Below are 13,701 nucleotides of genomic sequence, written 5' to 3'. Positions count from 1 at the left end.
ATTCATCCCTGGGTTTGCTGGATAGCTTCGCGAAGCACCTGGCGGTCGTCGAAGGGACGTACCACCCCGGCGATGTCCTGTCCCTGCTCGTGGCCCTTGCCCGCGACGAGCACCGTGTCGCCCGGTTCGGCCCGGGCGACGGCCGCGCGGATGGCGGCGGCGCGGTCCTCGAAGACGGCGACCTCGCCGCGCTCGTGGGCCGGCACGTCGGCGGCGCCCGCGAGCATCGTGGCGAGGATCGCGAGGGGGTCCTCGCCGCGGGGATTGTCGGAGGTCAGTACGGCGGTGTCGGCGAGGCGGGCCGCGGCCGCGCCCATCGGCATCCGCTTGGTCTTGTCGCGGTCGCCGCCGCAGCCGAGCACGATGTGCAGCTTGTTCTCGGTGACCTTGCGCAGCGCGCGCAGGACCGATTCGACGGCGTCCGTCTTGTGCGCGTAGTCGACGACCGCCAGGTAGTCCTGGCCCGCGTCGATGCGCTCCAGGCGGCCGGGGACGCCCGGCACCGCGGCGACGCCGTCGGCGGCCTGCTGGGGGTCGATCCCGGCGACGGCAAGCGAGACGATCGCGGAGAGCGTGTTGGCGACGTTGAACGGTCCCGCCAGCGGGGATTTCGCGGTGATCCGCTCCCCCTGCGGGCCGACCGCGACGAACGTGGAGTCGAACGGCGTGACCTCGACGTCCTCCGCGCGCCAGTCGGCGTCGGGGTGCCCCTCGGCGGAGAACGTCGTGACGGGGACCTCGGACTCGTCGATGAGCCGACGCCCGTACTCGTCGTCGAAGTTGACCACTGCGACCTTGGAGCGCTCCTTGGTGAAGAGCTGCGCCTTGGCCTGGAAGTAGTCCTCCATGTCGGAGTGGAACTCCATGTGCTCCGGGCTGAGGTTGTTGAAGACGGCGACGTCGAAGACGCAGCCGTCCACCCGGCCGAGCACAAGGGCGTGCGAGGAGACCTCCATGGCGACCGCCTCGACGCCGCGCTCGCGCATCACCGCGAACAGCGCCTGGAGATCGGTGGCTTCAGGGGTCGTACGCTCCGACTTGATCCGCTCGTCGCCGATGCGCATCTCGACCGTGCCGATCAGGCCGGTCGACCGGACGCCCTTGAGACCGCCCTCGACGAGGTACGCCGTCGTGGTCTTGCCGGACGTACCGGTGATGCCGATCTGCAGCAGATCGCGTCCCGGATGGCCGTACACCGTGGCCGCGAGCTCGCCCATGACGCCGCGCGGATCGGCGACGACCAGGACCGGCAGGCCCGTGGCGGCCGCGCGTTCGGCGCCCGTCGGATCGGTGAGGATCGCGGCGGCGCCGAGGTCGGCGGCCTGGGCGACGAAGTCCGCGCCGTGCAGCCGGGCACCCGGCAGTGCGGCGTAGATGTCGCCGGGCCGGACCGCGCGGGAGTCGTGCGTGATGCCGCTGACCTCCCCCGCGCCGGGGGCGGCGACGCCCAGCTGATCGGCGATCCGGGCGAGCGGCGTCGCGTCGACCTGGACCGGCCGTGGCGGTCCCGGATATGTCACGGGAACGCCCTTCTGGGTGGTTTGGGACTGATCAGCGTGTGGCACGGCGGTGAGCGTACCGGGCGCACCCGCCTCGGGGCGAAGCGGGCGGTGCGGCGGGGGCTGGTTCCCCGGCTTCGGGGTGATCGTTGTCACGGATTTGTCCTGGTGGGGCTCAGGGTTGGGTCGGCTCAGGGTTCGAAGGTGACGGGCAGTCGGGCCGCGCCCTTGCCGGTGGGCGGCACCTGGAGGGTCTTCAGGGCGAACTGCATGACTTCCTTGTAGATGGGGCCGCAGATCTGGCCGCCGAAGTAGCTGCCCTTGGTGGCGTTCTGGATCGCGCAGTAGACGGTGACGCGCGGCTTGTCGGCGGGCGCGAAACCGGCGAACGACGAGGTGTAGCCCTGGTAGCGGCCGGTGTCGGGGTCGACCCGGTTGGCCGTACCGGTCTTGCCCGCGACCCGGTAGCCCGGGATGCGCGCCTTGGTGCCGGTGCCCTCTTCGTCGTCGACGACGGACTCCAGCATCTGCGCCAGCGTCTTCGCGGTCTTCTCGCTCACCACGCGGGTCTTCTTGGGCTTGGGCGCGGGCGTGAAGCGGCCGTCGGGGCCCTTGGTGCCGCGCACCAGGGTCGGCTCGACGCGTACGCCGCCGTTGGCGATCGTCGAGTAGACGGAGGCCGCCTGCATGGCGTTGATCGAGACGCCCTGGCCGAACGGGATCGTGTACTGCTGCGAGGTGGACCACTTCTCGGCCGGGGCGAGGATGCCGGACGTCTCGCCCGGGAAGCCGAGCCCGGTCTCCTTGCCGATGCCGAACTTGCGCAGATACGAGTAGAGGACCTCGTTGGCCTCCTTCTGCGTCTTGCCCAGTTCGCCGGTGGCGAGGATCGTGCCGATGTTGGAGGACTTGGCGAGCACGCCGTTGAGCGTCAGGTGCCAGGTCGGGTGGTCGATGTCGTCCTGGAAGAGCCGGTCGCCGCGGTGCAGCCGGTTGGGGACGGTCACATGGGTGCCGGGCGTGGCCGCGTTCTCCTCAAGGACCGCCGCCATCGACATGACCTTGGCGGTGGAGCCCGGCTCGTACGCGTCCTGCAGCGCTGCGTTGCCCATCGCGGTGCCGTCGGCCTGCGAGAGGTCGTTCGGGTCGAAGCCCGGGGAGTTGGCCATCGCGAGGATCTCGCCGGTCTGGTTGTCCTGCACCATCACATAGCCGCGGTCCGCCTGGGACTTCTCGACCTGCTCGCTGATGGCGTTCTGCGCGGCCCACTGGATGTCGCGGTCGATGGTGAGCTCGACATCGGATCCGGGCACGGCGGGCGTCTCCGTGGAGCCCGCGGTCGGCACCTGGCGGCCGCCGGACTGGGCGTAGCGGATCTTGCCGTCCTGGCCCGCGAGATCCTTGTTCAGCTGCTGCTCAAGGCCGCCCGCGCCCTTGCCGTCGGCGTTGACCCAGCCCAGTATCCCGGCGGCCAGGGTGTCGTTCGGGTACAGGCGCTTGCTGCTGGGGTCCTGGAAGATGCCCGCGAGGACGTTCTTGGTGGTCTTGTCGGTGCGGGCCTTCTCGGCGAGCGCGCCGCGCAGCTCCTTGATCTGCTTCCAGGCCTGCGGGGTCTGCCGGCGGGCCAGCAGGACGTAGCGCGTGTTCCGCTTCTCGAGCTGCTTGGTCAGTTCGGCGGCGTCCTTGTCGAGGATCGGGGCGAGGAGCGCGGCCGCCTGCTCGGGCGCGTCCTTGATGCCCATCTCCTTCGCCGTGAACATCGTGGGGTCGGCCGTGATGTCGTACGCATCGACACTCGCGGCCAGTTCGACACCGCTCCGGTCGGTGATGCCGCCCCGCTCGGCGGCAAGGACATGGCTGAAGTAGCGGTTCTTCTCGGCCTTGGCGGTGTACGCGCTGGCATCGACCGCCTGCACCTGGAGAAGGCGTACGACGAAGGCCAGCATCACAAGGGTCAGGCCGAGGCTCACCATGCGCAGACGGGGCCGCGGGCTGCCGAGCCGGATCGTGCGGGCCTTGGGCGCGGCGGGGCGCGGGCGGCGGGCGGCCGGGCGGGCGCCTTGCGAGTCCCGTCCCGGACTGCGCGGGGCACCGGGGCGCGAGGGCCTCGCCGGGCCCGGCACCCTGCGCCGCGGGGGTTGGCGGTCCGTCACTTACGTCACCTGCCGGAGGTCGTGGGGCCGGGCTTCGCGGAGGGGGTGGGGGCCGCCGGAGGCGACGAGGGCACGGGTGGGACCGGGATCGAGACCGAGGGAGCCGGGGAGGCCACCTCCTGGAGACGCGGCTCGGGCAGCAGCTGCGTCGATGGCCTCACGGCGGCCCCCGGGACGCCACGGATGGTGCCGTCGGGGTTCAGGAAGGCCGGGTCGCCGCCGGGGACCATGCCGAGCTCACGGGCGCGCCGCTGGAGGGCGTCGGGGGCCGAGTAGGCGTCCACGTCCCGCTGGAGCTCCTGCTCCTGGTCGGTGAGCTCCGTCGTCTCCTTCTTGAGCTCGCTCAGCTGGAACGAGCCTTCGTTGAGCGAGGAGTTCAGGATCAGGAGCGTGATCAGGCCGCCGCCGAGCAGCAGCACGACGAGCAGCACGAAGGGCGTACGGGCGGCCTGGCTCGGCCCCGACGGAAGCAGCCTCGCGAGCCGCGCGGCCCGCCCCCGCAGTTCGGGCTTCTTGCTCATGGGGCCTCCTCAGGGACGCCGCTCACCGGACTCCTCGGGGACGCGCTTCACGGGGCCTCCTCGCGGATGCGCTGCGCACCCCGCAGCCGCGCCGGGGCCGCCCGGCGGTTCTCGGCGACCTCTTCCTCGGTGGGGAGCTCCGCGCCGCGTGTGAGCAGCTTGAGCCGGGGCTGGTAGCGCTCGGGGACGACGGGCAGACCGGGCGGCGCTGTGGTCGCGGCGCCGGCCGCGAACACCTGCTTGACCAGCCGGTCCTCCAGCGAGTGGTACGACAGGACGGCGATCCGGCCGCCGACGGCGAGCGCCCCCACGGCCGCCGGGATGGCCGACTCCAGGACGCTCAGCTCGCCGTTGACCTCGATGCGCAGGGCCTGGAAGGTGCGCTTGGCGGGGTTGCCGCCGGTGCGCTTGGCGGCCTGCGGCAGGGAGTCACGGATCAGTTCGACGAGCCGCGCGCTGTTGCTGAACGGCTCCTTCTCGCGCTCACGCACGATGGCGCCGACGATCCGCTTGGCCTGCTTCTCCTCGCCGTACTGGCGCAGGATCCGCACCAGTTCGCCGGGGGCGTACGTGTTGAGCACCTCGGCCGCGCTGATGCCGGTCGTCTGGTCCATGCGCATGTCGAGGGGCGCGTCCTGGGCGTACGCGAATCCCCGGTCCGCCTCGTCGAGTTGCATCGAGGAGACGCCGAGGTCGAAGAGGACGCCCTGCACCTTCGGGATGCCCAGGCGGTCGAGCACGTCGGGCAGTTCGTCGTAGACCGCGTGCACCAGCGTGGCCCGGTCGCCGAAGGGGGCGAGCCGCTCTCCGGAGAGGCGCAGTGCCTCCTTGTCGCGGTCGAGGGCGACGAGGCGGGCCGAGGGGAACGTGGAAAGGAGCGCCTCGCTGTGGCCGCCGAGGCCGAGGGTGCAGTCGACGACGACCGCGCCCGGCTCGGCGAGCGCGGGGGCCAACATGTCCAGGCACCGCTGGAGCATCACCGGGACGTGTCGGCTGTTGTCGCTCAAGGGGCCCTCTCAGGTCCGGCGCGGCGTTCGCACGCACTGCCGGGTCCCCGCCCGCTCCGTGAAGGGGAATGGCCCGCTGGCGCCGGGGAAGTGGCGTCAGCCGACCGGGAGCGGGAGGAGGCCGAGCCGTACGTACGCGCCGCGCACGTGGGGGGATTACGAGGAATCCCCGGGGTGAACAGTCCAGCGGGGAACAGGTCACGTCTCCCACTTCGCGTCACTTTAGTCCACCCTGTCGCCCGGTCAATCAACTGGCCTGCGCGTCGCGGGCGGGCCTTTCGAGGACCCGGACATCCGCCGCCATCACCCGTTCGGACGTAGCCGCATTACTCCTGTGGGTTACCTCACAACAAGACTCATTGACGTTCTTTGTCCCTTCTCACAGCGGGCCCGAGCGATCAGTGCCGACTACGGTCATAGTCATGTCGACTTCCGCATCCCCTACGGGCCACTCCCCCGCAGCGCCGATCGGTGACATAGCCACCGGCGGCACCGTCACGGACCGTCTCGTCGAGGCGAACCACCAGTACGCCGAAGGTTTCACCGATCCGGGCATGGACGCCCGCCCCGTCCTGCACGTCGCGGTCGTCGCCTGTATGGACGCCCGCCTCGACCTCCACGACGCGCTCGGCCTCGAGCTGGGCGACTGCCACACGATCCGCAACGCTGGCGGCGTGGTCACCGACGACGTCATCCGCTCGCTCACCATCAGCCAGCGGGCCCTGGGCACCAAGAGCGTCGTCCTCGTCCACCACACCGGCTGCGGCCTGGAGAGCCTCACCGAGGACTTCCGCCACGAGATCGAGCTGGAGGTCGGCCAGCGCCCCGCCTGGGCGGTGGAGGCCTTCCGCGATGTCGACCAGGACGTACGGCAGTCCATGCAGCGTGTGCGGACCTCGCCGTTCCTGCTGCACACGGACGATGTGCGGGGATTCGTCTTCGATGTGACCACCGGCCTGCTGCGGGAGATCGACCCTGCGTAACCGGATCTGCCGGGCGTCGCCGCCACCGCTGCGGCGCCCAAAAGGCCGCAAGACCCGACATACCGCCGCCAGTTATCCACAGGCGAGTGACACAACCCGGTACGCCCAACAAGAATGCGGTGTGGGGCATCACGCTGAACCATTCACGCGTGGTGTCCGTGATTCGGGGTGGGCCGGGCCGCACACACATGCATCGGCCCGGAGAACGTGTCCGAGGAGGGCCGGGTGACGACCTATGACGATCGAGCGAGCCTCACAGATCTGACCACCACAGCGGAAAGTGTCCGCAGGTCGGTCGAGGGTGTGATCGAGGGCAAGCCAGAGGTCGTACGGCTTTCGCTGACCGTGCTCCTCGCCGAGGGGCACTTGCTGATCGAGGATGTACCGGGCGTGGGCAAGACCATGCTCGCCAAGGCGCTGGCGCGGTCCATCGACTGCTCGGTGCGCCGCATCCAGTTCACGCCTGATCTGCTGCCGTCGGACATCACTGGTGTGTCCATTTTCGACCAGCAGCGCCGGGACTTCGAGTTCAAACCCGGCGCGATCTTCGCGCAGATCGTGATCGGCGACGAGATCAACCGTGCGTCTCCGAAGACGCAGTCCGCGCTCCTGGAATCCATGGAGGAGCGCCAGGTCACCATCGACGGGCAGACCTATGAACTGCCGAGCCCCTTCATGGTGGTGGCGACGCAGAACCCCGTCGAGATGGAGGGGACCTATCCGCTGCCCGAGGCGCAGCGCGACCGCTTCATGGCGCGCGTCTCGATCGGCTATCCGAACGCGGAGGCCGAGCTGCAGATGCTGGACGTGCACGGCGGCGTCTCGCCGCTCGACGACCTCCAGCCGGTGGCGCACGCGCACGACATCGTGAAGCTCATCGACGCGGTCCGGAAGGTCCATGTCGCCGACGCCGTGCGGAGGTACGCGGTCGACCTGGTCTCCGCGACCCGCAACCACCCGGAGCTGAGACTCGGCGCCTCACCGCGCGCGACGCTGCACCTGGTGCGGGCGGCCAAGGCCTCCGCGGCGCTCAGCGGCCGTGAGTTCGCCCTGCCGGACGATGTGCAGGCGCTCGCGGTCGCGGTGCTCGCGCACCGGCTGCTGCCCACGGCACAGGCCCAGTTGAACCGGCGTACGGCCGAATCGGTTGTCCTGGAGATACTCCAGCGGACGCCGGTCCCGGCCGCAGCCCAGCCGAACAGCGGCTTCTTCGGTCAGCAGCCGCCCGGCGCACGGAGGCTGTGATGGCGGCCGGGGGGCCGCAGCCGGCGCAGGCAGAGGAGGGCAAGGGCGGCATTCGGACCGCGCTCGCGGGACTGACCACGCGCGGGCGTTCGTTCCTGGCGGCCGGGATCGCCGCGGCCGTCTGCGCGTACGTCCTGGGGCAGAGCGATCTGCTCCGGGTCGGCCTGCTGCTCGCGGTGCTCCCGCTGGTGTGCGCGACGGTGCTTTACCGCACCCGCTATCGCGTGGCGGGCAGCCGCAGGCTCTCCCCCGCGCGCGTGCCCGCCAGTTCCGAGGCCCGCGTCCATCTGCGGATGGACAATGTCTCGCGGCTTCCCACGGGGCTCCTCATGCTCCAGGACCGGGTGCCCTACGTCCTGGGGCCACGGCCCCGGTTCGTGCTCGACCGGGTGGAGGCGGGGGGCCGCCGCGAGGTGTCCTACCGGGTCCGCTCGGACCTGCGAGGGCGCTATCCGCTCGGTCCGCTGCAGCTGCGCCTGACGGACCCCTTCGGGATGTGCGAGCTGACCCGCTCCTTCTCGACGTACGACACCTTGACGGTGATCCCGCGGGTGGAGGCGCTGCCTCCGGTGCGGCTCACCGGCGAGGCCAAGGGGTACGGCGACGGGCGGCACCGTTCGCTGGCGCTCGCCGGCGAGGACGACGTGATCCCGCGCGGCTACCGCCACGGCGACGACCTGCGCCGCGTCCACTGGCGCTCCACGGCTCGCTACGGCGAGTTGATGGTGCGCCGCGAGGAGCAGCCGCAGCGGGCCCGCTGCACGGTGCTCCTGGACACCCGGGCGCTCGCCTTCCGGGGCGCGGGTCCGGACTCGGCGTTCGAGTGGGCGGTGTCGGGCACCGCGTCCACGCTTGTGCACATGCTCGAACGGGGCTTCTCCGTAAGGCTGTTGACCGACACCGGCAACTCGGTGCCGGGTGAGGGCGCGGACGGTTTCGCGGGCGCGAGCCAGGAGTCGGCGGACGCCGCCGGACTGATGATGGACACCCTCGCCGTGGTCGACCACTCGGACGGCGCGGGGCTCTCGCGCGCGTACGACGTGCTGCGCGGCGGCAACGAAGGGCTGCTGATCGCCTTCCTCGGCGACCTGGACGAGGAGCAGGCCACGGTGGCCGCCAAGATGCGCCAGCGCAGTGGCGCCGCCGTCGCCTTCGTCCTGGACAGCACGGCCTGGGCGCAGGGCCCTGGCGGCTCTCCTGCGGGCCCCGGAGAGGAGCGCCTTCGGATGCTCCGCGAGGCGGGCTGGACGGCCGTGGCGGTGCCTCCGGGGGTCGGCCTGACGGACCTGTGGCGCCAGGCGGACCACCTGCGGACGACCGCGGGCCCGGCTCCGACGGCGGGGACGACGGGGGGCTGGGCATGAGCGGCGGCCGGTTCCCGACGGGGCCACGCAGCACCACACGTACGACCATGTGTACGACAACGGGGGGACGCTCATGAGTGGGCGCGCACGACTGGCGCTCAGTGCCACGGCAGCCACGCTGATGGCGTCGGGGGCGCTGATTCCGCTCGTCGATCCGGCGACGTGGTTCGTCCAGGCGGCGATCCTGCTCGCGCTGCAGAGCGGCGTGGGCGCGCTCACCCGGCGGGTGCCGCTGGCCCGGCCGGTCACGGTCGCGGTACAGGCCCTGGTGACACTGCTCCTGCTGACCCTGGTGTTCGCCCGCGAGCAGGCGATCGCCGGGGTGCTTCCCGGGCCCGACGTGTTCCGGGAGTTCGGTCTGCTGCTGCAGGCGGGCGGCGACGATGTCGGGCAGTACGCGATCCCCGCGCCGCTCAGCGACGGCATCCGGCTGATGCTGGTCGGCGGCGTCCTGGTGATCGGCCTCGCGGTGGACGCCCTCGCGGTGACCTTCCGTACGGCGGCGCCCGCGGGGCTTCCGCTGCTCGCGCTGTACTCGGTCGCGGCGGGCCTCTCCGGGGACGGCGCGGGATGGCTGTGGTTCCTGCTGGCGGCCGCCGGATATCTGCTGCTGCTCCTGGCGGAGGGCCGGGACCGGCTCTCCCAGTGGGGGCGCGTCTTCGGGGGCGCGGCGCGCGGTCCCGGCCGGATCTCGGGGGGCCTGGAGAGCGACACCGGCGCGGTCGCCCCGATCCGCACCGGGCGGCGCATCGGCGCGGTCGCGCTGGGCATCGCCCTGGTGGTGCCGATCGGCCTGCCCGCACTGGACGGCGGTCTTCTCGACGGCTCCGGCGGCCCCGGAGGCTCGGGTTCCGGCGGTGGCGGCACGATCTCCGCGGTGAATCCGCTGGTCGCGCTTCAGGACAGCCTGAACGAACCGGACGACCGCGAGGTCATCTCGTACAAGACGAACGCCGAGTCGACCGAGAACCTCTATCTGCGGATCGTCTCGCTCGACCAGTTCGACGGGACGACGTGGAAGACCACCGTCCGGCGCATCCAGGACGTGCCGTCGCGGCTCGACGACCCGCCGGGGCTCTCCCCCGACGTGCCGAGGACGGAGATCCAGACCAACATCTCGGCCGCCGACAGCTACGCGCAGAACTGGCTGCCGATGCCCTACCCGGCGAGCGAGGTCGACATCAGCGGCCGCTGGCGGTACGAGCCGGTGGGGCGCGCCCTCGTCGGTGACCGCGGGCAGACGACGCGTGGTGCGCAGTACGAGGTCAAGAGCCTGGTCGTGAATCCGACGGCCGCGCAGCTCGCCGACGCGCCCGAGGCTCCCGAGGCCCTGCAGCGCGAGTTCACCAAGGTGCCCGACTCGCTGCCCCCGGTGGTGTCGACGGAGGCGCGCAAGATCACCCAGGGTGCGTCGAACGACTACGAGAAGGCGGTCAAGCTCCAGGACTATTTCGCGTCGGAGGGCGGCTTCACGTACAACACGCAGGTGCGTGCGGGCAGCGGCCCGGCGGCGATCGCCCGCTTCCTGGAGCAGAAGGAGGGCTTCTGCGTCCACTTCTCGTTCGCCATGGCGTCGATGGCGCGGACGCTGGGCATCCCGGCGCGCGTCGCGGTGGGCTTCACGCCCGGAGCGGCCCAGGCCGACGGATCGATGTCGGTCGGCCTGCGGGACGCGCACGCCTGGCCCGAGCTGTACTTCGAGGGCGTGGGCTGGACCCGCTTCGAGCCGACGCCGAACCGTGGCACGGTGCCGGACTACACCCGCGCGGACACCCCGTCCGACGATGCGAGCGACCCCGCGGCGCCGGAGCCGACGCAGTCCACCGCGCCGTCCAGTGAGCCCTCGGCGTCCGCGAGCTGCCCGGCCGACCAGCAGAAGCAGGGCGGCTGCGCGAGCACGGCGCCGGCGATCGCGGGCGGTTCGGGCGGCGACGGGCCACCGCTCGGCATGATCCTTGCCGTGACGCTGGGCGCGCTGGTGGTCATCGCGGTGCCGCTGCTTCCGATGCTGTGGCGCAAGCGGATCCGGGCCGTACGCCTGGGGTCGCCCGGCCGGACGGCCGAGGAGGCGTCCGCGCGGACGCTCGCCGCCTGGCTCGAAGTGACCGACACGGCCTGGGACCACGGCATCACGCCGGACGAGTCGCAGACCCCGCGCAAGGCGGCGGCCCGGATCGTCCGCGTCGGGCAGCTGGGCGCGGCGCCCGCGGAGTCCGTCCATCGCCTCGCGGCGGCGGTCGAGCAGGTTCTCTACGCGCCGCGGCCCCAGCCGACGGCCGGCCTGGTCGACGACGTCCATCGTGTACGGGACGGGCTGCGGGCCGCGGTGGGCCGCCCGGCCCGGCTGCGGGCGACGCTCGCGCCGCGTTCGGCCGCGCGGGTGGTGTGGGCCGTCTCCGAGCGCTGGGCGGCGGCCAGGGCCCGGTGGGCCGAGCGGGTGGCCAAGCGCTGGGCCGCGCTGCGCAGGCCGTCACGGCCGTCCCAGCAGCAGGGCTGAGCGCCCCTGCGGGGGCTGAGCGATGTGTAAGGGGTGACCGCCCATGGGCGGTCACCCCTTACACGGTTCACCTGGCCCCTACGGTTCACACGGCCGCCCACAGAGTTCACAGGGCATGGCCCACAGGGCTCCGGAAACACGTCAGCCGTCAGCCCCACAAGTGAGGCCGACGGCTGACGGAAAGATCAGCTGCGGAGAGATCAGCTGGGCGAAGCCCAGAAGTTCACTGCCCCTGTTGCTCGTCGCGGCGACGCTGCCACCGCTGCTCGATCCGGTCCATCACCGACCGGCGTTGCCTGGTCTGCCGACGGGCGGGAGCGCCGCCCGGCGCTGTGGCCGCGCCGGCTGCCGGCTGTTCGCCAGGCTTGGGCGCCTTGCGCCATCCAGTGACCGCGAGCACCGCACATCCCAGCATGACGAGGAATCCCACCACGCTGACCCAGATCAGCTGGGCGACCATTCCGGCCATGAGAAGGGCGATACCCACAAGGAAGCCCGCGACCGCTTGGTAGACCCGTCGCCGGGTGTACGTACGCAGCCCGCTTCCCTCGAGCGCTGTCGCGAACTTGGGATCTTCGGCGTACAGCGCTCGCTCCATCTGCTCGAGCATGCGCTGCTCGTGCTCCGAGAGCGGCACGGAGTCCTCCTCATCGTGCAGTCGCCGGGGCGACCGGGGGTCCCCTTCAGGATAGGCAGGGAATCGCCCCCGTGAAACCCGCCCCTCTGCGCCAACTTCGCCAAACCGGACCGCCCTGCCGCTCCGGCTCGCTGAAGCGTGCATTCCCCAGCTGCCGGTCCGGCATGCCGGACGGTCTGCCTCGATCATACGGCGCCCATAGCCCGTTCGGAGGGTGTGTGCCGTACTCCATGTGCCGCTGCGCCCCTGATCAGCGCGGCGGCCAGGGCGGACATCAGGCCTCGTCGGCATCCCCGGTCTCACCGAGCACATGCAGCTGGGTGGCCACGGCATGGAAGGCGGCGAGCTCCGCGGCGGCCGCCTCCAGCTTGAGCAGGGCTTCCAGGGCGCCGGGCTCGGTGTCCACCAGGACGCCGGGGACGAGGTCGGCGAAGACCCGCACGCCGTGCACCGCGCCGACCCGCACACCCGCGGCCTCGACCAGACCCGTGAGCTGCTCGGCGGTGAACCGCCGGGGCACGGGGTCGCCGTCGCCCCAGCGGCCCGCGGGGTCGCCGAGCGCCTGCCTGGCCTCGGTGAAGTGCCCGGCGAGCGCCCTGGCGAGCACGGCCCCGCCGAGGCCCGCGGCGAGCAGGCTGAGGGTGCCGGAGGGACGCAGGGCGCCGACGGCGTTGCGTACGCCCTCGGCGGGGTCGTCCACGTACTCCAGGACGCCGTGGCACAGCACGGCGTCGTACCCGCTGCGCTCCACGACGTCGAACAGGCCGTGTACGTCGCCCTGGACGCCGCGCACGCGGTCGGCGACGCCGGCCTCGGCGGCCCGGCGCTCGAGGGCGAAGAGCGCGTTCGGGCTGGGGTCGACGACGGTGACGGTGTGGCCGAGGCGGGCGACGGGCACGGCGAAGTTGCCACTGCCGCCCCCGGTGTCGAGCACATCGAGCGACTCGCGGCCCGTGGCCTTGACCCGGCGGTCGAGAGCGTCCTTGAGGACCTCCCAGACCACGGCGGTACGGAGAGAAGCGCGGGGGCGCATCGGGTCCGACACGGCAGTTGACTCCTCGGCGCGTCCACCGCGTGGTCCGCGGCGGAGCTAGGGGGGTTCCCTCCTCTCGGCCCATGAGCGGCGGAGGAGGGTGCGGGCGTTCCCACCCTATTGCCTTCGGCCGACTGCCCCGTCACCCGGCGTCCGGCGGCTCCTGCCTGGGCTGGGGCAGCACGGGCTGCAGCACAAGCATCCGCTCGACCAGGCGCAGGAACATCGCGGTGTCACGTATCAGGTCGTCGGCGTCGCGGGTGGTCGCCGCGCCCCGTATGCCCGCCTCGGCGCGGGCCCTGCGCGCGGCGCCCGATGCGAACAGGGCGCTCCACTCCGTCAGTTCGGGCGCTATCTCCGGGAGCACTTCCCAGGCGCTGCGGATCCGCTGCCTGCGGCGCGGTGTCGTCTCGGGGCGGCCACGGGCGGCGAGGACGGCGGCCGCGGTGCGCAGGGCGGCGAGGTGGGCGGTGGCGTAGCGCTCGTTCGAGGTCTCCAGGTGCGCCGCCTCGTCGAGTCCGGCGCGGGCCTGGGCGAGCAGTTCGAGTGCGGCGGGCGGGGCCGTGGCCCGGCGCAGGACGGGGTGGACGTCGCTCGCCGGGCCGGTCAGCGAGGGGGCAGGGCCGACGGGGCGGTGCCGACGTGCGGCTGCTGCGGAAGTGCTGGCCATGACGAACCTCCTGTCGTCGCGTGACGGCGCAGTGGCCGTATGTGCCCATCGTGAAGTACGCCACTGACAATCGGCTCTGACCTGCGACTTTG

Annotated in this window: 11 protein-coding genes; 4 read left to right on the top strand and 7 right to left on the bottom strand. The window is 72.0% G+C overall.

From position 1 onward, the window contains the following. Positions 1 to 2: 2 nt before the first annotated feature. The 4 genes from AB0G47_RS02480 to rsmH are packed head-to-tail and all read right to left on the bottom strand — an operon-like array spanning position 3 to position 5,180. Complete coding sequence (locus tag AB0G47_RS02480; protein ID WP_360763250.1) at positions 3 to 1,655, bottom strand: UDP-N-acetylmuramoyl-L-alanyl-D-glutamate--2,6-diaminopimelate ligase; 1,653 nt, start codon at positions 1,653 to 1,655, stop codon at positions 3 to 5. Between the two features lie 35 nt (positions 1,656 to 1,690). Further along, positions 1,691 to 3,652 (bottom strand): penicillin-binding protein 2, encoded by a 1,962-nt coding sequence (locus AB0G47_RS02475; RefSeq protein WP_360763248.1) that lies wholly within the window; start codon positions 3,650 to 3,652, stop codon positions 1,691 to 1,693. A 5-nt stretch (positions 3,653 to 3,657) separates the two neighbouring features. After that, a complete protein-coding gene (locus tag AB0G47_RS02470; protein WP_360763245.1) occupies positions 3,658 to 4,173 on the bottom strand; it encodes a septum formation initiator family protein in 516 nt (171 codons plus the stop codon). A 47-nt stretch (positions 4,174 to 4,220) separates the two neighbouring features. Continuing rightward, positions 4,221 to 5,180, bottom strand: a complete 960-nt coding sequence (gene rsmH, locus AB0G47_RS02465; RefSeq protein WP_360763244.1) for a 16S rRNA (cytosine(1402)-N(4))-methyltransferase RsmH — start codon at positions 5,178 to 5,180, stop codon at positions 4,221 to 4,223. A 359-nt stretch (positions 5,181 to 5,539) separates the two neighbouring features. Here rsmH and AB0G47_RS02460 point away from each other — a divergent pair, with 359 nt between their 5' ends. From AB0G47_RS02460 to AB0G47_RS02445, 4 genes are all read left to right on the top strand, one after another. Continuing rightward, a complete protein-coding gene (locus AB0G47_RS02460) occupies positions 5,540 to 6,163 on the top strand; it encodes a carbonic anhydrase (RefSeq protein ID WP_360763242.1) in 624 nt (207 codons plus the stop codon). A 225-nt stretch (positions 6,164 to 6,388) separates the two neighbouring features. Next, positions 6,389 to 7,408 carry a MoxR family ATPase gene (locus AB0G47_RS02455; RefSeq protein ID WP_266867951.1) on the top strand — a complete coding sequence of 340 codons (1,020 nt, stop codon included), beginning with the start codon at positions 6,389 to 6,391 and terminating at the stop codon, positions 7,406 to 7,408. Beyond that, positions 7,408 to 8,772, top strand: a complete 1,365-nt coding sequence (locus AB0G47_RS02450; RefSeq protein ID WP_360763240.1) for a DUF58 domain-containing protein — start codon at positions 7,408 to 7,410, stop codon at positions 8,770 to 8,772. The genes AB0G47_RS02455 and AB0G47_RS02450 overlap by 1 nt, the downstream gene beginning before the upstream one ends. A 73-nt stretch (positions 8,773 to 8,845) precedes the next feature. After that, positions 8,846 to 11,269: a DUF3488 and transglutaminase-like domain-containing protein gene (locus tag AB0G47_RS02445; protein WP_360763238.1), complete on the top strand. Its 2,424-nt coding sequence runs from the start codon at positions 8,846 to 8,848 to the stop codon at positions 11,267 to 11,269. 223 nt (positions 11,270 to 11,492) lie between these two features. Here the strand turns inward: AB0G47_RS02445 and AB0G47_RS02440 are convergent, their stop codons facing one another. The 3 genes from AB0G47_RS02440 to AB0G47_RS02430 all read right to left on the bottom strand — a co-directional run bounded on the left by AB0G47_RS02440 (position 11,493) and on the right by AB0G47_RS02430 (position 13,609). Further along, positions 11,493 to 11,906, bottom strand: a complete 414-nt coding sequence (locus AB0G47_RS02440) for a DUF3040 domain-containing protein (protein ID WP_266867945.1) — start codon at positions 11,904 to 11,906, stop codon at positions 11,493 to 11,495. A 274-nt stretch (positions 11,907 to 12,180) separates the two neighbouring features. Then, positions 12,181 to 12,951, bottom strand: coding sequence for a methyltransferase (locus tag AB0G47_RS02435; protein ID WP_360763236.1), 771 nt, complete (start codon positions 12,949 to 12,951; stop codon positions 12,181 to 12,183). 130 nt (positions 12,952 to 13,081) lie between these two features. Further along, complete coding sequence (locus tag AB0G47_RS02430; RefSeq protein ID WP_360763235.1) at positions 13,082 to 13,609, bottom strand: SAV_6107 family HEPN domain-containing protein; 528 nt, start codon at positions 13,607 to 13,609, stop codon at positions 13,082 to 13,084. Between the last annotated feature and the right edge of the window lie 92 nt (positions 13,610 to 13,701).

Origin of the sequence: Streptomyces sp. NPDC021622 (assembly GCF_040640795.1) — a bacterium.
Lineage (GTDB): Bacteria > Actinomycetota > Actinomycetes > Streptomycetales > Streptomycetaceae > Streptomyces.
The sequence above is the reverse complement of the archived record's forward strand: the minus strand, read 5'-3'. Positions and strand labels throughout refer to the sequence as shown.